Here is a 22,951-nt window from a genome sequence, read left to right on the forward strand (position 1 = left end):
CGGTTTTAATGGATACGTGGTATGCAGTCAATAATTTAATGCTTTATATTGATAGAGGAGTTTCACAGAGAAATTAAACAATTAACTGGCATTGAATCATGTCAATGTCGTAAAGCTCGCCTTCAGAGAAATCATATTGCTTGTTCAATGTTGGTTTGGCTTAGACTTAAAAATTTAGCTTATCAAACAGGTCAAACTATTTATACAATTAAGCACAACTTGCTTTCTAATTATCTGATTCAGCAACTAAAACGTCCAGACGTTTGTATGTGTTTGGTCTGATTTAAAGTACCGCGTGGCGGGGCGAAGCCCCGCCCGCTCTTTGTGCCAGTTGCGTAAGTCCTGAGCAATACTGTGTCCCTACGTTTATTCTCAATTTGCCAAAACCCTACTCTTGCTCATCCGATTCTTGCGGACGCTCAACAGCAGCAGGATTTACCGTCGCTTCATCCGCTCTACTGGAAGAGTCAGTACGATTTCCTACAACTTCTTGCGGATTTTCCGTAGCATCGTCAGCAGCATTAGTCAGTCCATTGGCGTTGACGTTGGGTTTAGCAGAAGTGCCTTTATGGCTAGCGTGTCCACCTGGCATAATAAATTCCTCGGTTTGCATCACTGAATACATCTCAGCTTAGACTCGCAAACACGAGGAATACCCTATCCACACACTTAAATTCGTACTAATGTACTAAACTCCTGCTGCCACGACTGCTTTCTCCAATAAACCAGCAAACAACTTTAATCCATCTGTACCACCAAGGGCCGGATCTGCGGCTCTCTCTGGGTGTGGCATCATCCCTAAGACATTACCTGTAGTATTGCAAATACCGGCAATATTTTTGAGCGAGCCGTTGGGATTATCACCTTGGTAGCGGAAGACTATTTGACCGTTATCTTCAAGTTTTGCTAGGGTCTTCTTATCTGCATAAAATCGTCCTTCTCCGTGGGCAATGGGTAAAGTGATAACTTCACCACTAGAATAAGCTTGTGTCCAAGCTAAATCATTGCGTATGACTTTTAAGAGAGCGCGATCGCAAATAAAATGCAAATCCCGATTTCTCGTCAGTACTCCTGGTAATACTCCAGCTTCAGTTAATACCTGAAATCCATTGCAAATACCCAAGACAAATTTACCTTTTTGCGCGTGTTCGATGACTTGTTGCATTACGGGTGAGAAACGAGCGATCGCACCACAACGCAAATAATCACCATAACTAAATCCACCAGGGATAATAATCACGTCTAAATCAGCGATATCCGTATCTTGATGCCAAACCATGCGAGTTGGTTGTCCTAAGATGTCCCTGGTAACGTAAGCAACATCGCGATCGCAATTAGAACCTGGAAAAACAACAACACCAAATTTCATTTTTAGTCAAGAATCAATGGTCAATGGGCATTGGGCATTGGGATCGGGGATTGGGAATCGGGGATCGGGGAACAAATTCTTAATCTTGAATTTTGAATTTTGAATTTTGAATCTTGAATTTTGAATTTTGAATTTTGAATCTTGAATTTTGAATTTTGAATTTTGAATTTTGAATTTTGAATTTTGAATTTTGAATTGATTTGTCCTCCTTGTCCCCGATCCCCGATCCTCAATCCCCTAGATCACTCCAGTCTGTGATTCCACTTCAATCAAATCAAACCGATAATTTTCAATCACTGGATTTGCTAACATCTGATCACATATCTGATCCAGATTTCGACGCGCAGAGTTTTCATCTGGTGAGATCAAAGTGACCTCTATATATTTACCAATCCGCACTTGTTCTACGTTATTGTATCCCATTTGCTTCAGCCCAGATTGTACTGCTACACCAGCAGGATCTAAAACTGAAGGACGGAGTGTGACAAAAATTTTGGCTCGATACTTTCTTTGCACTGACTTTTTGCTGAATGCTGCTACGCTCATACTATATCTTTATGTTGCAGTTCAGCGACAATGAAGATGACAAATTATTGGCGTTAAGCTATAAGTCAGCCAAGATATAGCTTGAGCCTTGCCCCTATTTTCAAGATAGTGTCTATGAAAGCCGTACGCACCCGTAGCCAAGAGCGGATTCTGAATCTTCTCAAAACCGTCAAACAAGGCATTTCCGCCCAAGAGATTTATGTGGAATTGCGTAACCGCGACCAAAGCATGGGTCTGGCAACAGTTTACCGCTCTTTAGAAGCCTTAAAACTTGAAGGTATGGTGCAAGTGCGGACATTGGCTAACGGTGAAGCCCTCTATAGCTTAGTGCAGCAAGATAAGCATCATCTCACTTGTTTGCAATGTGGGGCTTCGATTCCAATTAATCAGTGTCCAGCCCATGAACTAGAAGCACAATTGCAAGTCACCCATAATTTTAAAATTTTTTACCATACCTTAGAGTTTTTTGGATTGTGTAATCAATGTCACATTAATCAAACAGAAATGGATTGATACTCCTGTGTTGAAAGAGGTGGAGGATATTATAGAAGGAGATAAGAAGGAATTAAGCGTGTTTTTGACTGGCAGTGTTATCACTAAGAATTTATGATATTTCAGTTGCTAACCAAGCCCGTAGAACTTCCGCTACAGTCCAAGCTTGAGCAATGCAACCCCGTGCAGTCATGGGAGGATCGCCATCAAAGATTTCGCTTAGACTACCAAGTCCGTGGGCGTGCAGGTGATTCGCCATTGGCTCAAGAAATTGCCGTGCTTGGGTAGGATCTTTGTAAACTCGCAGATGTGCCTGTACAAAGGGGCCAATTAGCCATCCCCACACTGTTCCCTGATGATAAGCACTATCCCGTTGCAGTTGATCGCCGCCATAATGTCCTTGATATTGGGAATATTCGCACCAGAGCGATCGCAATCCGTGGGAAGTTAGCAACATTCTTGCACAAGCGTCCACAACACCTTTTTGTTGACTCGGATTGAGAGGGCTTTCAGGTAAAGAGACTGCAAAAATTTGGTTAGGACGTAGGGAAGGATCATCACCATCAGGCCCATCGAGAACATCGTAGCAGTAACCTGTTTCTTGATTCCAAAAGCGCGAGAATCTGACCAAAGCTCGCTCGGCGATCGCGTCATACTCTTGGTGGGGTTTACGAATATGGCGAGCAAAGTTAGCCATTGTGCGTAATGCATTATACCAGAGGGCATTAACTTCAATCGGTTTACCAATTCGGGGCGTCACAACCCAGTCGCCGATTTTGGCATCCATCCAAGTCAGCTGCACTCCCGCTTCCCCAGCGTAAAGCAGCCCGTCTGCTGCATCTAAATGGATATTGTAGCGAGTGCCGCGACAGTGCCAATCGATGATATCTGCTAGGATGGGAAACATTTCTTCTAAAAAGTCATCATCTTCTGTGGCGTTGTAGTAGGCTCGTAAAGCTTCAAAATACCAGAGAGTAGCATCCACGGTGTTGTATTCTGGTATTTCGTCCGCATCTGGAAAGCGATTGGGAAGCATTCCCTGGTTGACATATTTAGCAAAAGTGCGGAGAATATATCGGGCAATTTCGGGGCGACCTGTAGAAAGGGTTAGCCCTGGTAAGCTAATCATTGTATCTCGTCCCCAATCACTAAACCAGTGATAGCCTGCGATGATCGTTTTGCCATGCATTTCATCGGGCAAGGAACGATCTACAATAAATTGATCAGCAGCTAAAACTAGATGGTTTATCCAAGCAGGAGTTTCTTTAGCGTGGGAAGGACGGTTAATTTTCCAAAGATTGATTAACTTTTGTTCTTGAGCATGGCGAAGTCTAAGAGTTGTTTCACCATGCAAATCTGGTTGCTTATCTGTGCTAGCAACAAAGGTCAAAGCTTCACCAGGATTGAGAGTAATTTGGAAAGTTGCAGCATGTAAATGATCTTCGGTGTCACTCAATCCCCGATAGCGTTCTGCTGCCAATTTAAAACCATAATACCAATTATGTGCAGGAATAGCGCTCGCATTATCGCACAGCAAATAAAGTGGTACAGCAGTTGGATAGGCTGTTACACAAATTCCTTGGGGAACACCTTCAACACTCATTTGCCAGTTGTTACTTTGCGTACTGCCATGATAATCCCGGTAGTTGACTAATGCTTTGAGTGTTAGCTGTAATGGTTCAGAAGCACGACGTAATACATAGCGTATGTAGGTAGTGTTAGCGCCCTGTTGCATCCAAACTCGTTTTTCTAATAGCGCATCCGCACAAGCAAAATGCCATACGGGAATAGTACCTTCCACCCTAAAACGTTCTATATGTTGGTAGCCTTGAGGACTGACAATTTCATCAGCCCAACGACTTGTGTGTAGAGGGTAAATACGATCGCCATACAAAGCCGTTTCATCCAGCTTGGCTAGCATGAGAGTGCGAGCCAAAGGTGGCTTGAGGGCTGCTATTAGTAACCCGTGGTAGCGACGACTGAGCAAACCTGCTACTGTACCAGAGGCGTATCCACCGATACCATTAGTGACTAGCCATTCTCGTGACTCTCCTAAATCGAGAGTACCGCATATTTCCCTGCCAAATTCAATGCACATATCACTGCATACCTGTTTGGAATCGCTATTTTGATTATCCGTCGCGATTTTTACATCAGACTGATAAGTTAATTAAGAGTTGCTAAGAAAATAGAGAGTAAAAGGATGATAAATTGTATAGAAAATTTAGCCAAGATTATTTGACTGGCAAAATTACAGTAAATATACTTCCTTCACCTAAACGCGATCGCACTGATACTTTCCCACCCATACCTTCTACTAATGTCTTCACGATTGACAATCCCAAACCTGTACCACCAGTAGCTTGATTCCGAGATTCATCTATGCGATAAAATCTCTCAAAAATTCGAGATTGATGTTGCAAAGTAATCCCATAACCTTGATCACAAACTTGGATAATTATTTCTTTATTTTGTTGATTTGCATTCAAGAATATAGGTGTGTTTGGTTCAGAATACTTAACAGCATTATCAATTAAATTTAGCAATACTTGTTTGAGGCGATTATAATCTGCTTTTACTTCCATCGGTTCAGTATTGACTAGATATTTAATTTCTCTTCCACTGTAATTTTCTGACATTTCTACTAGTTCTACTAGCAAATCGTTTAACAAAAAAGACCTGACATGAAAATGTAAATGACCACTATCTGCTCGTGCTAAATCTAGTAAATCTTCTAATAGATGAATGGTTCGTTCTGCTTCGGAAGCAGCCGTTTCTAGTGCTTCTTGTTGAATTTCTGTTAAATTATGCTGTCGTCGTAAAACACTTTGTAAGTAACCATATACTATTGTTAGAGGTGTACGTAACTCATGAGAAACATTACTCACAAATTGTCGCTCTTGTTCCCAAGATTGAGACAGACGTGATAACATCATGTTGAAAGTTTGAGCTAATTCTCTCACTTCACTGGGTGCATGAGCTACAGATAATTGTGCTTTTGATAAATCTACAGCAGAAATTACTGCTGTCATTTGACTCAGATCGCACAAAGGTTGTAAAGAACGCCGCACATAAAATGCGATCGCCACAGATATGACTACAACGATCAAAAAACTTGCGATCATCAAACTATGTATCATTGCCAAAAACATCGTTTGCTCACGAGTAATATCTTGTACTACAAACAAATTTCCCAGTACTTTTCCCCGTACACGCAAAGCATCACTACATAACACAAAGTAACGTTGATTAATTTGATAAACCTGTGGTTTGATTGGCATTTCGGCTATAGACATTAACTCAGATAATCTCGCAGTAGATAAGTTATCTGAAGTCCTAGATTGTGCTAAAAATTTTTCTTCAGAACCTTTAACCCATAAAAATATATTTTTAGTTGTCAAATTATTAATAGCTTTTTGTAAACCTACTTCTGGTGGCATCATTTCACTGTACAGTTCTACATCATGTGGAAAACGTGCAGTCAAATTTTCGATGTTTTGCTTATGACTATTAATTAAAAGTTGCTGCATTTTCCAAGTTGTCCAGATAGCAATACCACCATTCCCTAAAGCAGAAAGTACAGCAATACCAATTGTGAGGCGTAACCTTAATGAAAAAGTATCAATTTTTCTACCAATTGCATTGATTATATTCACTATTATCTAAGAGTCTTTTATGGGAAAAGGTTAAAGATTAGGGAAAAGGGAAATTGCATTGCTTTCGCTCTTTCCCCTTTCTTAATTTCCCGACTAATTTTAGCAATTCTACTAAATTCAACTACCTAAAGGCGCATACCCAAAAGTTGCATTGAACTGACGACACCAAATTACTACAGATTTATAATCTACTAGCTTTACATTATTAGGAAGGAGATAGCGTTGATTACCGCTTGTTTTTTGCAAAGCAGCAATTTTTAAATAATCTTTTTCTTGAATCCCAGATATCGGTACTGTTTTATTTCGGTACAAAATCACAAACAAATCAGGACCTTTGCTTGTTTTAAAACTCTGATCTAATTCTAGATAACGTTTACCATTTTCTGTGACAACTTTAACGTTTCCTTGAGTAGGATGTTCACCAGCAACAAAGGTTCCTGTTCCTGGTTGGGATACTTCGGCGCTAGCTACAGGCTGGGCTTCATTCACTGGTTGCTTAGAGTCTATATTCTTTGTACAACCAACACTCAAGAGAGTAAAAATACTTAACAATGCTAAATTTTTGACTTTCATTATTATAATATCCTCTGAATTTATTAATAATTACAATTTAATACCTGAGATTACGGAAAAAATTAATTTAAGCTGAGAGTTTGTTAAAAAATATTTATAATGATTTTCTCAGTTTATTTTAATTTGATTTTAATCTTAAATTTATTTAAGATATTTCATGTGTTAATATAAATTAAATTTTATGAAATAATTCATAAATAACAAGATCCCCGACAACTCCTGCGAAGTCGAGGATCTAAGCTCTTCGATTTTCACAAATCATATAAATAAAATCTATGCAAGAATTGAAAAAATGGAAATTATTACAATCTAAATTGGTATTTAATCATCCTTGGTGTCAAGTGAGACAAGATGAAATTATCTTACCAACAGGTAAAATTATAGATGATTATTTTGTATATATTAAACCAGAAGTAGCAATAATTTTAGCCATCACTACCAACCAAGAAATTGTCTTTGTTCGCCAATATAGACACGCAGTAGAAAATTTTTTTATAGAACTACCAGCAGGTAGTTTTGATCCCAATCAAGAAAGTGCTGAAGTAGCAGCTAAAAGAGAACTACAGGAAGAAACTGGCTACACAGCAAAAAACATTAAAAAAATAACAACTTTATATGATCGACCTAGTAAAGATACCAATCAATTACATTTGTTTTTAGCAGAAGATGTGGTTAAAACAAGTGAACAACTATTGGATATCACAGAAGAAATAGAAGTTATTTTAATACCTATTGAATCGGTTTTAGAAAAAATCTTCCAAGGAGAAATTTGTGTCGCGGGTAGTGTTGCGGCTCTTTTTTTAGGTTTAAATTTGAATAGATAGATAATCGCGATCGCATTTGTTCTTCTTATACTCAAAAAATCAGAGTTAACTCATTCCTAACTACTTGTACGGGCGCAAAGCCTTGCGCCCGTACTAACAACTTAAACCAAGATTATATTTATTCACATCCATTTACATTTTTATCTAAAATTTTGGTTGAGGAATATATAATTGCATGAGTCCTAGTAACAGCAATACAAAGCCAATTTGTACTAGTGAAGGAGCCAATATTAACCCCATTGTAAAAAGCATTCCTCCACTAAACACAATTGCAATGCGATAGACTTCCTCGCGTATTCTTACTCCCAGAACAATAGCACTTAAACCAATCATTAATAAGAACACATAGCTTGCCAGCATACTTCTCTCCTTCAATAGAGCGTTGGCTATCCATCGCACTTACACAATAGCAGTATTTTGAATCTTAGAGATATCGAACAATTTCGATATAAAAAAATAAAAACTCACCTCAACTAAGTATAGCCTTTTATTTATATATCAGTTGCAACATGAGTCACAAACACAGAAAAAGCTTCTTCATTGCGACGATAGTAAGTACACTGTCCTACTCTGGTTGAGACAACTAATCCTGTATCTTCTAGCATGGACAAGTAATGAGATATTGTAGACTGAGCCAAACCTGTTTTCTTCTGAATACTACTAACACAGACTCCAACGGTACGAGGATCTATATCCTGACAGGGAAAATTGCTCTCCGGTTCCTTTAACCAGTGCAGAATTTGTAACCTAGTCTCATTAGCCAGGACTTTAAAAATATCAGTATCTTTACTATCCATATTCCAATTATATCGATTTTTTTCGATATATCAATTTTAGTTAACACTTACGAATTAATGGACAATTGACCGATTATTCCGAGCAGGGTACAAGCTCTCAGATTTATCTGTGGGGTCAATTCCATTTTCTAAAATCCACGCATCCAAAATCGATTGACCGATTTCTAATTCACCACTTGACTACCATGACTACGAGGATCATCTTGACTACCCGATGATGGTACTGATTTAACAACTTTGGAAACTTGTCCACTAGCTTGAGCATACGGTAGGGGTGAACCAACTACCAAGGCTTCTAAATTACTTGTCATAATAGTACGCGGTTGATCGCCGATCGCCTGTGCAATGGGTTCTCCATTTTCACTTAAGTACACAAAGTGGGGAATACCATCAACGCGATACTTTAACATCTCTGGTAGCCACTTGTTATTATCTACATTCAGCATCACAAAATTAACTTTTTCTGTATACTGCTTTTCCAATGTGGCAATAGCTGGGGCCATTTTCTGGCATACAGTACACCAGTTAGCATAAAATTCCACTAGCGATGGCTTACCGTTTGTCAAAGCTACTTCTAAAGGGGTAGATTCTTCACCCAACTGAGTCAGAGAAACTGTGTTAGTCTGGGATTTCAACCCCAAAACTAGTGTGACACTAAGAGCGATCGCCACTATTGCAACTAAAAAGTTTCTGATCCGTGTCCCAGTGTTTAATTCTGACTTAGCTGGAGATTTCCCAGAAGTATCCGTACTCATAACAGATTATTAAAACTTATTAAGTAGTGTTGTTTTCAGTTTACCGTTTTATTTTAAAAGGCAAAGTCGAATTCTGAATTCAAAATTATTCCCCAATTCCAATCTCTATTTCCACAACCGTGAAAAAACGAGTTACCCTCACCTTTCCTAAACGTGCCATTCAAATGCCAGTTACCTACCGACTAGCAAAAGAATTTAATGTAGCTGCGAATATTATCCGCGCTCAAGTAGCGCCAAATCAAATTGGCAAGTTGGTAGTAGAACTCTCTGGGGATATAGATCAATTGGATGCTGCTATAGAGTGGATGCGATCGCAAAACATCAATGTATCTCAGACCTTGGGAGAAATTGCTATAAACGAAGAGGTGTGTGTTCATTGTGGGTTATGTACAGGGGTTTGTCCCACCGAAGCCTTAACCCTGAACCCCCAAACCAGTAAACTGACATTTACGCGATCGCGCTGCATCGTCTGTGAACAGTGTATACCTACCTGTCCAGTGCAAGCAATTTCCACAAATATTTAGTTATCCCAACCTAATCACATCTGCGGTAACACCACCATCACCCACCAGTCTCGTTTTGGCTGGAGAATCGTAAACTACCAGTAGCGAAGGTATTCCGGTGATATTTTCAAATAAAGTTATTCCTTCTGCATGATCATTTTGCTTACCAAAGGGAATATCTTGTACATATTCAGGGTAGTGTAGGATATCATCTTGCAAGTTGATGTTAACTTGCAAACGGTAAACTTGCACCGGGCCATCTAAATCCATCGTCGGTCCTGCTAGAATTACTAAATCTTTGTCAGCTAAATGTAGGTCTCTAATTCCCAAACCATTTAAAAATACAAAATACTTTTTATAGCATTGGTCTGTTTTTGCAATTGGTTTGAGAGTTAATTCCCCAGCTTGAGAAAGTTCTACCTCTATTTCCAAGATTACAGCCCAACCTCGTAATACCGGGCCGCGCAAACCCAGAAAAATTCTATTTTGAGAAACTGCGATACCTTCTATATCAAAGCCATTATCTTTACCAGGGATTTTAGCAGTGACAAAAAATCCTAGATGAGGATCATCTTTCAAAACTTGCATCAACATATTTCCGTATTCAGTTAATTGCAACTTAGCAGCAGTTAACTCCACACTTGCATCTTTTGGATGGGGACAAGATTTACATAATTCTCCGTCAACTAAAGGGATACGTGCTAGGATATATCGATTTGGTTCCGATTCAATTTCAGCTAGTCTCTCAATATTTTTAATCTCTGATTTATCTGGTTTGGGTTTTTTACGTTTCCAGCTATGGGAACCAATCATCCAGAGATAATTGTCACTATACTCAATACCCTCAATATCAATTTCTTCGTTTTCAGGCGCAGGTAAATCAATAAATTCTGCTACACGAAACTGTTTATGCTCACCAAAATTATCAGCATCAATATAAGACAGACGTTCAATAGTTGATGTCTCATCTGAACCAAACCATAAATGCTTTTCAGGTGTTAGCATTACTGCCGATAGATCTTCTCGGTATTTTTTAAAGCTATCGGTAAATGTGAGTAAAACCTTATTTAACAAAATAAATTTTTCCTGTGATTTATTTACGTTTATTTTATCATTTTATAATGATAGCATTGTTTTATACCGTATAACTCTTAAATTATTAATGAGTTGTTTGCATCAAGATGCTTTTAAAAAATTATAAGCAAAATCATATATTTATGCTTCAGAAAGCTAATATTTGCAAATATATAGCATTATTAAATTATTCCTGAAATACAAGATCCCCGACTTCGCAAAAGTTGTCGGGGATCTTGGCTTTGCGTTATCAAAAATCATATAGGATTGCTATTCCCAATATTATATTTAATTACAAATAACATACATGAGTTTTTAACTAATGCTATGATGATTCAATAAGTATATCTAAATATGGCACTCCTAGATAAATTGTGAAAGTTCTTGTATTTCTTTATATGCGGCATTTTTTGCCTCATGTGGTTAATTCCCTAAATAATTTTCACGAACCAAATAGGACTGTGAGAAAAATAGCTAGAGAAGGTGTATAAATTACTATGACGTTGGCTGCAAAACCGACAGTTAAAAATCTTGGACACTACGCTTACTCCGCAATCAAAAAACACTTTAAAAAAACCTTCAAATGGGAAACAGAAGTTAAAAAAGATAAAGATCCAGAAGCATTACATCAAATGCGAGTAGGAATGCGTCGCTTACGTACAGTTACTAGTAGATTTGCGATCGCCATTAATCTCCCAAAGGTCGTAAGTGATAAAAATGTCGGTAAGATAGCACGTCGTCTTGGTAATCTTCGAGACTTAGATGTATTAAAAGAAACTCTCGAACATCTTTCGCAACCACAATTACCTAAAAAAGAACAGCAATCTCTACAAACAGCTTTGGATGCTTTAGAAAAACAACGAGAAAATGCACTTGCAGATGTGCAAACAATGTTGAAAGATGAACGTTATAAATCAATCAAACAAGCGTTAAAAGATTGGTTAGATGAACCAAATTATCAACAACTAGCATGTTTACCTATGCAGGAAGTTTTACCAGACTTACTTTTGCCAGAGGTAAGTAATTTCTTATTACATCCAGGTTGGCTAGTCGGGACTCAAATTGAAGGATCTCAACTTGTAGTATTGCACAATTGGGAAGGCGAAAAAATAGAAAAAGAACTAGCCAAAAATGGTAAGACTCTTCACAGTTTACGAAAACAAGCCAAACGTATACGTTATCAAATGGAGTTATTTACCGACTTATACGGCAAAAATTACACAGCTTATGTTGCCGAACTCAAAAGCATCCAAGATATCTTGGGTTCTATGCAGGATAGTATAGTCATGGCTGAGTGGCTAGAAAACATCTTCAAATCAGAAATTGAAACTCAGATTCCCACAGTTGCTAACAAGTTAGCAGAAAATCGTTATCAAATGTGGCAGCAATGGCAACCATTACAAGAACGGTATTTACAAGGGAAAACAAAACAGGATTTACATTTAACAGTACTTTATCCTAGGTGAGGTACCCATTCACTTACGTTGATATCTCATTCCTGGTTGTTGTGAAATTAAACCCATCAATTCTAATTGCAACAACGCACTAGCAACAGCACTTGCAGCCATACCTGTTTGTTGGATAATCATTTTGACGAGTCCAACGGATACCATATTCTGAAGGTTGGCGCGTACCGACGATCGCAACTAATGGAGTTTCGCCTAAATTTTCTAAAAGTTCGACTTCACCACGAAAATATAGCAATGGCGGTAGACTGGGAATCTCTATTAGCAAGCGGGGATATTCTGGATCTGCTGGTGTCCAAAAATTCGGATTTTGTTCTTGGTGTTGGATGAGTAATTGTTCAGGATGAAGATGCGATCGCTGTCTCACCACTTTTTGCAATGTCTGAAAACCAAAACCTTCCACTGCTTGTAACTGTGCGGGACTAGCTTTCCAAGCAGCCTGAAGCGTGCCAAAATGCTGTTGTAATCGTTGCAGTAATACCGGGCCAATCCCTGATATTTGTGACCAAGCTAGCCAATACGCACTTTCAACTGCCAATTCTCAATCCTCATTGAGTATTAAGTCAAGATTACTCGCGTTGATTGTCATTTGTCATTACAGTGAACAGTGAATAATAGAATTTGATAACTGATAACTGAATCACGCTTTCCAACTCACGACTACAGCATAAAGATAAGCTACTATCTCATCAATAATTGATCGTACACCTGCACTAAAATATTACTTTGTTGAAGTGGTGAATTAATTACCAGAAATGAATGTATTTGAAGAAAAATAAAACTCGCAATTACAACAAACACAGTTATAATCATTCCCCATCCCAAGGTAGTTGGCATCCACAAATACTGACGCTTAAATAAACGCATGATGGGGAATTTTTTCGGTCGATTTTTTACATTTTTCTGCATTAAACTTGAGCAGAACGTTTTGATTCTAAATAATCAAACACTGACTTATCTCCAATATCTGCTGTAATTACCTGTACTGTCTTCCGCATAGCAAAAACTACAAACAAAATTGCCCAAATTCCTAACAAAATCTGTTCTAACTGTGTTGGCAATATACCAACCAAATGCCCAAGTAAGAGTAAAGGTACGACGGGAGTTAATAATTTTGTTTCCAGACGATTGAAACAAAATGCTTCTTTAAAATAAATACCAGTCAAAGCTGCAAATGTAAAACCAACACCCAATAATGTCAGTGGTTGAGTGTAAAGAGTAATAGCTAAAGGCTCACTATTTGTAATTGCCAAGATAATTGCTGATACACTACCAATGAGCCAAAAAACTTGTAAAGCTCGGTGCAACTCCACCATGTAAATATGAATTGTGAGTAAACTAATACCAAGTCCTAGACTGAAACAGGCATATAAAGGTGTTAGTAATTTGAAAATAGTGGGGTTAGGATTCAACAATACTAAAGTACTGCCCACAGCAAAGCAAATTGCAGCTAGCATTAAACCACTACGATAAATAATCACGCCCTTGCGATCGCCCTCAGTAATCGTAAATTCGCCAAATTGACCTTGATAAACTTCTGGTGCTGATATTGTTTGAGTAGTCATATGTCAAATTAGTTTAGTGGTTAGTGGTCAATTGTCAATTGTCATTAGTTATTCTCCCCATCCCCCTTGTCCCTTTCTAATCACTCTCGATCACTACTTGTATGGTATCTCCCAAATTCATCTGTAAGTGCGATCGCGCATTACCAGTATTAATAGCCAATTCTACCCAGCCGTGACTACCAACGAGGGCGATCGCATCACCAATTTCCCTATCTCCATAAGTTTCACGTCCTGGTATGATTTTGTCACCCACAAGTACGCCCCAACTTTTGCTTTGTAGGTAAGATCCAGGAATATTGCTGACTAAGTTACCAAAATGATCAATATATTGAATACAACCTGTGATCATATTCCCGCTTTGAGTGCATTTGGCTATTTCTAGCTTGACTAAGCTTTCTGGATTGATTTGTGTTCCTAACTGTCCCAGAGGAACACCACAAGCTAGATGCGCTCCAGTAGGGGCGAAAATATCTCGACCATGAAATGTGCTGCTAGGATTTGGAGTACGCCAGTAATTAGGATTTGTTAGTTCTACCGCAGCGACAGCAGGACTGTGACTCAACACTCCACTAAATAAGCCATTGTCTGGCCCAATCAAAAATCCATGAGCAAATTCTACAGCGATCGCCCTTCTTTTTCTTCCTACACCTGGATCTACTACCGCCACATGTACGGTTCCGACAGGAAAGTATAGATAAGCATCCATGAGACAAAACCTAGCAGCAGCAATATTTTGCGGTGGAATTTGGTGTGTTAAATCTACCACCTTTAGCTTGGGGTTAATTTGGGCGATCGCTCCCTTCATTACACCTACATACACATCGCGATCGCCGAAATCGGTGAGTAAAGTCAGCAGTGATTGCGGATTTTGTTGCTTCTCGAACATGTGATCCCATTTGCTTTATATCACTAAGTTTGTTTTTTCTGTAACATAAACAACTAAATTTTCGATATGTTATGATCACAAGACATAAAAAAATGATGATTTAGACCAAAGTAATTCCTATGATTACAAGCAGAACAGAAGTTGTGAAAAAAGCACGAGAAGCCCACAAAGAAAGCATCAGAAGAAGTTTGCAGCATCGCTTGGAAGTAGCAAGAGCTAAAGGCGATGAAAACCTCATTCGTCAGCTAGAGGCAGAAATGAAATATTTCGGTTAAACCATAAAGTTTACCGCACATAGGTTGTTCATAGTTCTGTTGTGTTTCTGCCTGCTGTTTTAGCAGGCTTTCTTAATCTTAAAGTTTGTAAGTGAGGACTTTAGTCCTCAGAATCAGCGCTAGAACTGCTTAGTATAAAAAAGAATTGAGAATTGTATGTGACAACTGTGTAAGTCCTTAAAGATATGTGCAATATATTAATTTTTGTAAAAGATAAAAGTAAACATGTGCCAAACCCTTACGAATGACAAATGAAGCCCCTATTTTATTTGTGCCGACTGACTTAAGTATTCTTGCTCAGTTAAAAAATTTTTAGTAAAAATTCGGTCAATCCTAGTAGCTGCAAATATTGTGGATATTAATACGCTGTATATTAGTTTCTGATGACTGCTGTGTGCTGATAAAGCAAATAGCTATCAGTTAAAGGAACAAGTAAATGCCTAATGGGTACATTTTTGTAGGGTTTAACCCTCATTCTTCCCTTGTAGTAGGATAAAGTCAAAGCGGACAAACACAACATAAGCCCCTGGGCTAAGTTAGCGAGCTTTGTTACAAAAGTTTATCTATTTCACAGGAAACTACTCAAAAGGTCTTTACAAACTTTTACACGCCGTCGGGCAGTCGGTGTATGCTTGCCGAGGGTAAAGTAATCTGAAATGTTGCTGTATAGAGAAATCTTTAGGGCGTTTTGGATCTCCCGTTGAAGCAAGAATCCCATCCGCTTTTAGCGGTGGGAGTGTCAATAAGCGCTACTAGCTGAAAACTTTTTATTTCGGTTTGATGGAAAGAGGTGGAAAAATCGTGAAAAAATTGGTGCGTTTATTAACAGTCTTTAGTTTTTTGTTGGTAGGATGTTTGGCATGGCTAGGTACGCCTCAGATAGCCCAAGCGAGCAATTTTAACAGTTTTGCTTTGCCATCGGTTTCTGTTCTAGCCTTGCAAAATCCAGCAGATGCAAAGCTTGCAGATGTATATGGTGACAGAATTGATTTAAATAACACCAATGTGCGAGCTTTTCAGAAATATCCTGGCTTGTATCCTACCCTAGCAGGCAAAATTATCAAATATGCTCCTTACGATGAGGTAGAGGATGTATTAAAGATTAAAGGATTGAGCGAACGTCAAAAACAAATCCTGCAAGCTAACCTAGATCACTTCAAAGTTACAGAAGTAGAACCAGTCTACACCGAAGGATTTGACCGTTATAACAACGGTATTTACAGATAAGACATAACTGTAAATACGGTTATTTCCAATAAAACAGCATCCCACTCCTTTTTTTAGGGAGTGGGATTTTTATGTTTTTGCAAACAAGGGAAGGGGGACAAGGAAGACAAGGAAGACAAGGAAGAAAGGTTGCGCTGTATGAGCGCAACTTCGTGTGAGTGAGTGCAAAATAATCCTTCAGACATACAGAAATTTCAGGTAAACCAGATTTTGGAAAGATGAATCTGTACCCTTATTCTTTTTAAACTGTTTGCAGAACAAAATGATAAGGAGCAAAAATTCATGTCTGCTGAAGGAAACAAAAAAGAAACTACACCATCTAATTCTGGTGCTGCTTCTGGTGGTTATCAAACCCCCGTTGAAGAAGATATCCGCAAAACTGGTAACGCAGCTCAATCTGATGCTAAACAATCAGCTACACCAGAAGCGCCAGGGGAAGATACCGTAGCAGGTAGTCCCAATCAAGGAACAGAGTCCCGTTAATTGCTTGACGCTCTCTTCAAAAGCCAACTCGTGGAATCATCATCTAGATGAGTGCGTTAGCAAAAATTATTGAGTGGGGTTGTGTCTATCGAAGACACACTTTCCACTCTATTTTTATACTTAAAAATTTTTTGATACACCAAAAGTGTTAGTAATTTATCTGAAAAAAAGAGGTTGCTTATATATGAATAGATATCATTCTATACTAAAAAAATTATGCAACCGAGAGTTTGGGCTTGTAGCATTGGATTGGCTTTGTCTTGGCTGATATCACCAGTTATGGGTGTAGAAGTACTCAAGCTTCCCAGTAGACAAGCACAGAATTCTATAACTGCTAAACCAATTGTTGTCAGTAAAGCTGAATTTGGGGTTATCAGAGTTGAAAAAGGTGGAAAGACTACTCTTATCCCCACAAAAAAAATACCACTTCAAGAGGGAGTTGCATATGGCTGGCGGATTCAACTCAAGGACTACCAAGGTGAGATAACATGGCGGGAAGTCCTTCAGTTACCAAAACCTCCTGAAAGTTGGGCTACAAGTAACACTGAAAATTTCTCATTGTCACCTGACGGCAGAGCAGCAAATATTCAACGCACAGATAAAATCAAAGATGGTGTAATTAAAAACTCTTGGACGATCGCAAATGGTGATCCTGTAGGTAAGCATAAGATAGAAGTTTATATTGGCGATCGCCGTATTGCTACTTTTGAATTTGAGGTAGTTCCTCCAATCAGACTACAAAAGCCAACTCCAAAAGCATAATTGTAAGTTTTGATATGTATACTAGGAAATGTTTTGTATAAGTTCATCAGTCAACAAAAGACTTGGAGAATTTAGCCAATGAGTAATGCAGAAGTTGCTACAAAACTTAAAGAAGCTGCTGATACTTTATTAATGCCTAGTGAATCCGAATTTCCTTTTGAATCAGTTCACTGGCAAATTGCTCAACAAACGCCTTTAACTCCTAATCAAATTTTAGAATTCACAGATCATTCCTTGGATGTACCAGTAGAAGTGGTGGATGTGGACTATTTTTTTAGAAATATTGCTGTTGAGCAAGAATGGCATGATGATCAACAAAAAGAAAATGTTAAAAAATATAAGAAGCTTGTTGAAACTATCAAAAGTAACCTCAGCGACATTCAGGTTTACCGCGTTGGAAGAATAAACATTGATGTCTATATTGTTGGCAAAACAGACTCAGGTAATTTAGCAGGCTTATCAACCAAACTGGTAGAAACCTGATAATTAAAGATTAGCAATTAATAAAAATACTAACCCGTCTAATATTTAAGACGGGTTATTCTTTGAGTGCTATTAAGTTTTACTGATTATCAACTCTAGCTTCAATCGTGTTTTCAATTATATCCGAAACATTAGAAAACAAGTTGTAACCTGTTCTTGCTTCAATTGTATCTACACTAACTCTGTACGAACGCCAGTCATTGTATCTAATCCCTTGGTCATTTGGCATATCGACAGCGATGACTCGTGTATTAACTGTTACGCCGCTAATCCCAAGTCCAGGTTGATTCAAGACTAGAATAGCTTTCCAAACTCTGTCTGGTACTGTAACTCTACCACTTGAAATCGTGCTAGCCCCACCATTAGAACCAGTTCCACCTGAGCCGTATCCACCAGAAATAATATATAGTTCTTTTCCCTCGTAAATTACTAAATCTCTGCTGTAATTTTCTAAATTCGCCCAGGGACCTTGATTATTATCAGGAGCTTGGGGAACTATATTTGTCATCAAAAATGTTGCGGAGTTGTTCGCAATTGTGTTTGTCCGATCTGCTGAGGGTGTCATATGCCCTCTATCAAATCCGCTACCAGTGTAATCCGAACTACTGACTTGATAGCAACCATTTGGTAGTGTGGTATCAGCACGAAAATTATCCTGGCGAGGTGCGCTCCCTAGCCAAGACGAATTTAACTGCCAACTAACCCAGTTTGGTATACCTCTACTACAGTGGTGTGATGTTGCGTATTGTGACTTAACTAATAAATAGTTACTCAGGCTAGAACTTCCTGCATTGCTAGGATTACCCATTGTTAAATGCACGGAAGTTTGGGCAGGTGCAGGAGTAGGTAAAGTTGCAAGTAAAACAGCAAGCAGACAAGCAGATGCACAAGAAATCAGGAAAGTCGAAAACTTCGCTTTCTTCATAACTATCTACTTGAGGTTGTGATGATGTTTATTTTTTATCTCACGAGAGAGAATAAGCTTTACAAATTAATTCTGAGTTAAATTAAAAATAAATATTAGTTAATATAAATCTGAAATTAGAAAATTTATTTCTAAGTAAATACTATTTTGCTTGTATAAAAATCCTGTCAGAAGAGTGTTTGAAAATTGTTATCGTAGATGAAATTTTTTTACTAAAATTCATTTGTTTAGAGCGATCGCTTCCCTTGATATCCCACAACAAAAAACCTCAGCGTTAAGCACTGAGGTAACAGAGAAGTATGAATGACGATAAGAGATATAGCGAGAAACAAAAAATCTTAGCTAACGCTAAAACCAAGCAAAATTAGAGTAGTGACAATTAGAGAAGCAAAAACGGCTTGGATAACGTATTTACGTTGTTCCCAAATTGCAGGGTACTCGGCATAGTACATCTTGGGTTCAGTTGCGTAGTTATTGAGAACGCCATCTTCATTAACAGTGGTATACATAAGTTTGTTTTCCTTTATTTGTTTCTTTATGTAAATAAATATAACAATATTGTTATAAAAGGTCAAGATGAATTGACAAAAAAATGCTGATGCCGTTGATAAGAGTCACTTATCAGGGATGGGGGAGTTAGAAAGCACGGGATATACCCCAACTAAAGCCCAGTCACAACTGCTGGGTTTTTGAGTTTGAGTGAGGTGATGGCAGCGATGTTCAAGTGATTGGTCAAGCTATCCGCAAACATTGGGGCATTGAAAACGAGGCTCATTAATTCAAAAAGTTTTCTGCTTCTAGAATTTGCCAGAGATTAACATCCGTTTCGACTAGACAGGCATGACCACTGTGAGGTAAAATTACTGATTGAGAATTTGGAAAAATCTTAGTTAAGCGTTGAGCTTCTGCTTGTGAAGGTAAAATTCGGTCATGTTTACTAGCAATCAGAAAAACAGGTTGGGTAATATAAGATAATTTTTTTTCGTCAATTGTAAATTCTGTTAAAAGGGAAAGACGTTGTTCGGCTGTTTTCTTCGGTGCAGAACTGACTGCTTTAAATAATACTTCTCTTGCAGTAGAAGAAAGTCGATTTACAGGAGCAAGAAAAGACACAGCTATAAATGAAGAAATTTTATAAAAAAAGTTAGGCGTATAAGGAAACAAAAGTGAGCCGAGATTAAGCCAAGGTACGCAATGAAATGAAGAAGCAGAATTTATTAAAACAAATCGAGCAAACATTTCAGGGATTTTCTGCATTACTTTCAGTGCTATGCAAGCACCAAAAGATTCACCACACAAGTAAACAGAAGTTCGAGGTACTTTTTTTAGTTCGGCTTGAGTCAGAGATATTACTTCCTCCGCTAGCTTATCCCAGCTTGTAAGCTCATCTGCTGGAATAACAAAGCAGCGAACATCAAAAGCAGCTTCTAAACCTAATGTTTGAATACGCATCATCTCCTTTCCTGTCTCATCCATTCCTGGTAAAAATACCAAAAGTGGATAAGTTGGATTGGAAAGTCGAGGAGTAAAAAAATAAGGATGACTATTAGTTTTGGACATGGTGAAAAGCCTTAATTTTCATAGGGCGCTATTTCATTCCAGCTATATCCCATATAATTTGTCAGCTTAATTAGATTAGGGTTCCATTTTCGACGCAAAGATATGTACAAATCAGCGCCAGTTTCTAAATTTGTTACTGTTTCTATTCCCTGATCTTGAAACTTTCTGACAGCACGATAATAACGCTTTCGCCAAACCTCTTCTAAGGATTCATTCATCTAATTTTGCTGCTCTTATTGACCTGATAAATTAAAGGTGTTCCCTACCAACGCGCACCCAACGGTAGCCATAGCCTTCAAGTTGTATACCGCGTTCTGGATGTTTAATTGGCTCATAGGATTTATCTCCAAGCAAATCAATCCAATTGGATTCGCGAACGCTACTTAACTTGAGACTCACTGTACAAGCATCTGATGCCAGATTATGAAGGGCTACAACAGTTCCATCGCGCCACTGATAGCGTAGAGCCAAAACTCCTGAGTTGTCTGTCTCAATCAGTTCCCAATTTCCCCAACCAAACTCTGGACATTCTTTAAGCATCCGAATTGCTCGCTCCATCCAGTTTAAAAGTGAGTAGGGATCTCTGCGTTGAGCAATAACATTCAGGTGTGGGTAGCCATATTCCCCCTCCTTGATTACGGGTCGAATTAGTTGATCACTAGGAGCTGTCGAGAACCCTCCATTAGACTCTGCTGACCATTGCATTGGGGTACGGCTGGCGTCGCGTTGTTTCAACGATAAGTCGTCTCCCATGCCAATTTCTTCACCCGCCTTTAGGACTGGTGTTCCTGGCATAGTAAACATGAGGCTGTAGGCGAGACGAATCCGACGCTCGTCACCTTGAACTAAAGGTGGAAAGCGACGACGAATACCGCGATCGTAAATCCATACTTGCTCTTTATCCTGATGAAATTTGGTTAATATATCTTCTCGCTCCGACTCAGAAAGCTTGTCCAACGACAATTCATCGTGATTGCGGATAAAGTGCGCCCACTGACAAATATCTGGAATTTCTGGTGCTGCTTTCAACCCTTTTATCAGAGGAGCCACCGCTTCACGAGCCAAGGCAAGCATGAGATACTGATTAACGATGAAGCTAAACAGCATCTGCAATTTATCTCCATCGTCGAAATATTTTGGTACATCTTCCATTGGTACATTCGCTTCTGCCAGAATAATCGCATCTCCTCGTCGCCAGGAAAGAAAGTTTCGCATTTCTTTAAGATAGCGATAAGGGTCTTTAATATCTGCCTGTTTTTCAATACCCTTTAGCTCAATTAAGAACGGAGCCGCATCAACTCGAAAGCCAGAAATCCCTAGTTGCAACCAAAATCCCATGATTTTGTAGAATTCTTCTCTAACTTGGGGATTACCAATATTTAAATCTGCTTGATGCTCAAAGAAGCGGTGAAAGTAATAGGCCCCAGCTTCCTTGTTATATGTCCAGGTACTGTCTTGATAGCCAGGGAAAATAATTCCTTCGTCTGCATCAGCAGGTTTTTCCTTTGACCACACATAATAATCTCGGTATTTAGAATGCTGATCTTTGCAAGCAGCTTTAAACCAAGGATGGTCAATCGAGGTGTGATTGATTACTAAGTCAACAATAACGCGCATACCGCGATCATTTGCCTGACGTAGAAATTCAACAAAGTCTCCTAATGTCCCCAAACGGGGATCTACATTGTAGTAATCCGTGATGTCATAGCCGTTATCTCGGTTTGGGGTAGGATAAAACGGCATGAGCCAAATACAGTTAATGCCTAAGCCTGCAATATAATCTAAGCGATCAATCAGTCCCTCAAAGTCTCCTATCCCATCACCGTTACCATCCATAAAGGTTTCGACATCAATGCAATAGATAACAGCGCTTTTGTACCAGAGGTCTAGCATAATAATCACAGCGATCGCCTCCGATATAGTATCTTTTTTTGGTTTTTCTCAAGTATCTGTCGATGGTGTTAGATTTACTATTGCGTTGGCGATCTTGCAGTACATCTCTACCTATAAAATTTAGATATGAAGATTAGCCAAAGTCACCCTTGGACTCTGACAATAGAAGAAGCGATCGCTATCCAAGAAGAAATGCAAACTGAGGTGATCACCTCAGATCAACTCCAGAAATCTGTACAATATGTTGCTGGCGTTGATATGGGTTTTGAAGCTGATGGTACTATTAGCAGAGCAGCAGTAGCAGTACTGAGTTTTCCAGATTTAGAGTTACAAGAAACGAGTATAGCCCGCCGTCCGACATCTTTCCCCTACATCCCTGGTTTCCTTTCATTTCGGGAAATACCTGCTGTCTTGGATGCTTTAGAAACGATAAAAATTACACCAGATTTGATTTTATGCGATGGTCAAGGAATAGCCCATCCTCGAAGGTTTGGCATAGCTTGTCACCTGGGAGTAATCATAGATATACCTACTATCGGTGTAGCAAAATCACTCCTCATCGGTAAACATGAAGAACTTCCAGAAACACGAGGTAGTTGGCAACCCTTAATCCATAAAGATGAAATAATTGGGGCAGTATTACGAACACGTGTTGGAGTCAAGCCTGTATATGTTTCTAGCGGACATCGCATTAGTTTAGCTACGGCAATTGACTACGTATTATGTTGTACGCCAAAATATCGTTTACCAGAAACTACACGGATTGCTGATAAATTAGCAAGCGATCGCTAAGTAAAAATCTGTACAAATTCGTAACAAATAAAATCATGGAAAACT

General features: G+C 38.7%; 28 protein-coding genes and 2 pseudogenes. 11 read left to right on the forward strand and 19 right to left on the reverse strand.

The features are described 5' to 3' along the window. Positions 1-51 precede the first annotated feature (51 nt). A pseudogene (locus AC5JMK_RS24505) lies at positions 52-282 on the forward strand (IS701 family transposase); the annotation flags it as partial. 106 nt (positions 283-388) lie between these two features. Here AC5JMK_RS24505 and AC5JMK_RS24510 read toward each other — a convergent pair. The 3 genes from AC5JMK_RS24510 to purS form a co-directional block, all read right to left on the reverse strand. Further along, a complete protein-coding gene (locus tag AC5JMK_RS24510; protein WP_495911231.1) occupies positions 389-592 on the reverse strand; it encodes a hypothetical protein in 204 nt (67 codons plus the stop codon). A gap of 96 nt (positions 593-688) precedes the next feature. Beyond that, entirely contained in the window at positions 689-1,369 is a 681-nt protein-coding gene (gene purQ, locus AC5JMK_RS24515) for a phosphoribosylformylglycinamidine synthase subunit PurQ (protein WP_495911219.1), read from the reverse strand. Positions 1,370-1,606: 237 nt separating this feature from the next. Continuing rightward, positions 1,607-1,885 (reverse strand): phosphoribosylformylglycinamidine synthase subunit PurS, encoded by a 279-nt coding sequence (gene purS / locus AC5JMK_RS24520; RefSeq protein ID WP_017309803.1) that lies wholly within the window; start codon positions 1,883-1,885, stop codon positions 1,607-1,609. 144 nt (positions 1,886-2,029) lie between these two features. Here purS and AC5JMK_RS24525 point away from each other — a divergent pair, with 144 nt between their 5' ends. Beyond that, a complete protein-coding gene (locus AC5JMK_RS24525) occupies positions 2,030-2,428 on the forward strand; it encodes a Fur family transcriptional regulator (RefSeq protein WP_495911220.1) in 399 nt (132 codons plus the stop codon). A gap of 91 nt (positions 2,429-2,519) precedes the next feature. Here the strand turns inward: AC5JMK_RS24525 and AC5JMK_RS24530 are convergent, their stop codons facing one another. From AC5JMK_RS24530 to AC5JMK_RS24540, 3 genes are all read right to left on the reverse strand, one after another. Continuing rightward, a complete protein-coding gene (locus AC5JMK_RS24530; protein WP_495911221.1) occupies positions 2,520-4,505 on the reverse strand; it encodes an amylo-alpha-1,6-glucosidase in 1,986 nt (661 codons plus the stop codon). 136 nt (positions 4,506-4,641) lie between these two features. Continuing rightward, the gene (locus AC5JMK_RS24535; RefSeq protein WP_495911222.1) at positions 4,642-6,063 is read right to left on the reverse strand and encodes a sensor histidine kinase; all 1,422 of its coding nucleotides are present in this window, start codon (positions 6,061-6,063) and stop codon (positions 4,642-4,644) included. A 117-nt stretch (positions 6,064-6,180) separates the two neighbouring features. Next, positions 6,181-6,636, reverse strand: coding sequence for a DM13 domain-containing protein (locus AC5JMK_RS24540; RefSeq protein WP_096673492.1), 456 nt, complete (start codon positions 6,634-6,636; stop codon positions 6,181-6,183). A 275-nt stretch (positions 6,637-6,911) separates the two neighbouring features. Here AC5JMK_RS24540 and AC5JMK_RS24545 point away from each other — a divergent pair, with 275 nt between their 5' ends. Further along, positions 6,912-7,460 carry an NUDIX hydrolase gene (locus AC5JMK_RS24545; RefSeq protein WP_495911223.1) on the forward strand — a complete coding sequence of 183 codons (549 nt, stop codon included), beginning with the start codon at positions 6,912-6,914 and terminating at the stop codon, positions 7,458-7,460. Positions 7,461-7,604: 144 nt separating this feature from the next. Here the strand turns inward: AC5JMK_RS24545 and AC5JMK_RS24550 are convergent, their stop codons facing one another. From AC5JMK_RS24550 to AC5JMK_RS24560, 3 genes are all read right to left on the reverse strand, one after another. Next, complete coding sequence (locus AC5JMK_RS24550) at positions 7,605-7,820, reverse strand: hypothetical protein (protein ID WP_495911224.1); 216 nt, start codon at positions 7,818-7,820, stop codon at positions 7,605-7,607. Positions 7,821-7,951: 131 nt separating this feature from the next. After that, a complete protein-coding gene (locus tag AC5JMK_RS24555; RefSeq protein ID WP_096673488.1) occupies positions 7,952-8,257 on the reverse strand; it encodes an ArsR/SmtB family transcription factor in 306 nt (101 codons plus the stop codon). Between the two features lie 164 nt (positions 8,258-8,421). Then, a complete protein-coding gene (locus tag AC5JMK_RS24560) occupies positions 8,422-9,012 on the reverse strand; it encodes a thioredoxin family protein (RefSeq protein ID WP_096673486.1) in 591 nt (196 codons plus the stop codon). 119 nt (positions 9,013-9,131) lie between these two features. Between AC5JMK_RS24560 and AC5JMK_RS24565 the strand changes: the two genes are divergently transcribed. Next, positions 9,132-9,536 (forward strand): NIL domain-containing protein, encoded by a 405-nt coding sequence (locus tag AC5JMK_RS24565; protein WP_096673484.1) that lies wholly within the window; start codon positions 9,132-9,134, stop codon positions 9,534-9,536. Here the strand turns inward: AC5JMK_RS24565 and AC5JMK_RS24570 are convergent, their stop codons facing one another. After that, a complete protein-coding gene (locus tag AC5JMK_RS24570) occupies positions 9,537-10,592 on the reverse strand; it encodes a DUF3616 domain-containing protein (protein WP_096673482.1) in 1,056 nt (351 codons plus the stop codon). It lies immediately after the preceding gene. A 494-nt stretch (positions 10,593-11,086) separates the two neighbouring features. Between AC5JMK_RS24570 and AC5JMK_RS24575 the strand changes: the two genes are divergently transcribed. Further along, entirely contained in the window at positions 11,087-12,055 is a 969-nt protein-coding gene (locus AC5JMK_RS24575; RefSeq protein WP_096673480.1) for a CHAD domain-containing protein, read from the forward strand. Positions 12,056-12,064: 9 nt separating this feature from the next. Here the strand turns inward: AC5JMK_RS24575 and AC5JMK_RS24580 are convergent, their stop codons facing one another. The 4 genes and pseudogenes from AC5JMK_RS24580 to AC5JMK_RS24595 all read right to left on the reverse strand — a co-directional run bounded on the left by AC5JMK_RS24580 (position 12,065) and on the right by AC5JMK_RS24595 (position 14,506). Continuing rightward, positions 12,065-12,157: a DprA-like winged helix domain-containing protein gene (locus AC5JMK_RS24580; protein ID WP_495911225.1), complete on the reverse strand. Its 93-nt coding sequence runs from the start codon at positions 12,155-12,157 to the stop codon at positions 12,065-12,067. A gap of 22 nt (positions 12,158-12,179) precedes the next feature. After that, positions 12,180-12,593: pseudogene (locus tag AC5JMK_RS24585) on the reverse strand (DNA-processing protein DprA); the annotation flags it as partial. Between the two features lie 370 nt (positions 12,594-12,963). Beyond that, the gene (locus tag AC5JMK_RS24590) at positions 12,964-13,620 is read right to left on the reverse strand and encodes a DUF2301 domain-containing membrane protein (protein ID WP_096673476.1); all 657 of its coding nucleotides are present in this window, start codon (positions 13,618-13,620) and stop codon (positions 12,964-12,966) included. A gap of 76 nt (positions 13,621-13,696) precedes the next feature. Beyond that, complete coding sequence (locus AC5JMK_RS24595) at positions 13,697-14,506, reverse strand: SAM hydrolase/SAM-dependent halogenase family protein (RefSeq protein ID WP_096673474.1); 810 nt, start codon at positions 14,504-14,506, stop codon at positions 13,697-13,699. Between the two features lie 119 nt (positions 14,507-14,625). Here AC5JMK_RS24595 and pirA point away from each other — a divergent pair, with 119 nt between their 5' ends. The 5 genes from pirA (at position 14,626) to AC5JMK_RS24620 (ending at position 17,736) form a co-directional block, all read left to right on the forward strand. Beyond that, on the forward strand, positions 14,626-14,781 hold the full coding sequence (pirA, locus tag AC5JMK_RS24600; protein ID WP_495911226.1) for an arginine synthesis PII-interacting regulator PirA: 156 nt from the start codon (positions 14,626-14,628) through the stop codon (positions 14,779-14,781). Between the two features lie 780 nt (positions 14,782-15,561). Continuing rightward, complete coding sequence (psbU, locus tag AC5JMK_RS24605) at positions 15,562-16,008, forward strand: photosystem II complex extrinsic protein PsbU (protein WP_096673472.1); 447 nt, start codon at positions 15,562-15,564, stop codon at positions 16,006-16,008. A 282-nt stretch (positions 16,009-16,290) separates the two neighbouring features. Further along, a complete protein-coding gene (locus AC5JMK_RS24610; RefSeq protein ID WP_096673470.1) occupies positions 16,291-16,491 on the forward strand; it encodes a hypothetical protein in 201 nt (66 codons plus the stop codon). Positions 16,492-16,707: 216 nt separating this feature from the next. Further along, entirely contained in the window at positions 16,708-17,253 is a 546-nt protein-coding gene (locus AC5JMK_RS24615; protein ID WP_096673468.1) for a PM0630 family protein, read from the forward strand. A gap of 78 nt (positions 17,254-17,331) precedes the next feature. Next, positions 17,332-17,736: a nuclease A inhibitor family protein gene (locus AC5JMK_RS24620; RefSeq protein WP_096673466.1), complete on the forward strand. Its 405-nt coding sequence runs from the start codon at positions 17,332-17,334 to the stop codon at positions 17,734-17,736. A 79-nt stretch (positions 17,737-17,815) separates the two neighbouring features. Here AC5JMK_RS24620 and AC5JMK_RS24625 read toward each other — a convergent pair whose 3' ends face one another. The 5 genes from AC5JMK_RS24625 to AC5JMK_RS24645 form a co-directional block, all read right to left on the reverse strand. Further along, entirely contained in the window at positions 17,816-18,661 is an 846-nt protein-coding gene (locus tag AC5JMK_RS24625; RefSeq protein WP_096673464.1) for a DNA/RNA non-specific endonuclease, read from the reverse strand. A 338-nt stretch (positions 18,662-18,999) separates the two neighbouring features. Then, positions 19,000-19,170, reverse strand: a complete 171-nt coding sequence (psb34, locus tag AC5JMK_RS24630; protein ID WP_495911227.1) for a photosystem II assembly protein Psb34 — start codon at positions 19,168-19,170, stop codon at positions 19,000-19,002. Positions 19,171-19,435: 265 nt separating this feature from the next. After that, positions 19,436-20,221, reverse strand: coding sequence for an alpha/beta fold hydrolase (locus AC5JMK_RS24635; RefSeq protein ID WP_096673462.1), 786 nt, complete (start codon positions 20,219-20,221; stop codon positions 19,436-19,438). An 11-nt stretch (positions 20,222-20,232) separates the two neighbouring features. Beyond that, a complete protein-coding gene (locus AC5JMK_RS24640) occupies positions 20,233-20,439 on the reverse strand; it encodes a hypothetical protein (RefSeq protein ID WP_495911228.1) in 207 nt (68 codons plus the stop codon). 31 nt (positions 20,440-20,470) lie between these two features. Next, complete coding sequence (locus AC5JMK_RS24645) at positions 20,471-22,114, reverse strand: alpha-amylase family protein (protein ID WP_096673460.1); 1,644 nt, start codon at positions 22,112-22,114, stop codon at positions 20,471-20,473. 126 nt (positions 22,115-22,240) lie between these two features. Here AC5JMK_RS24645 and nfi point away from each other — a divergent pair, with 126 nt between their 5' ends. Further along, positions 22,241-22,906 (forward strand): deoxyribonuclease V, encoded by a 666-nt coding sequence (gene nfi / locus AC5JMK_RS24650; protein WP_096673458.1) that lies wholly within the window; start codon positions 22,241-22,243, stop codon positions 22,904-22,906. Positions 22,907-22,951: the final 45 nt, after the last annotated feature.

The sequence above is a fragment of the Pelatocladus sp. genome, assembly GCF_059505505.1.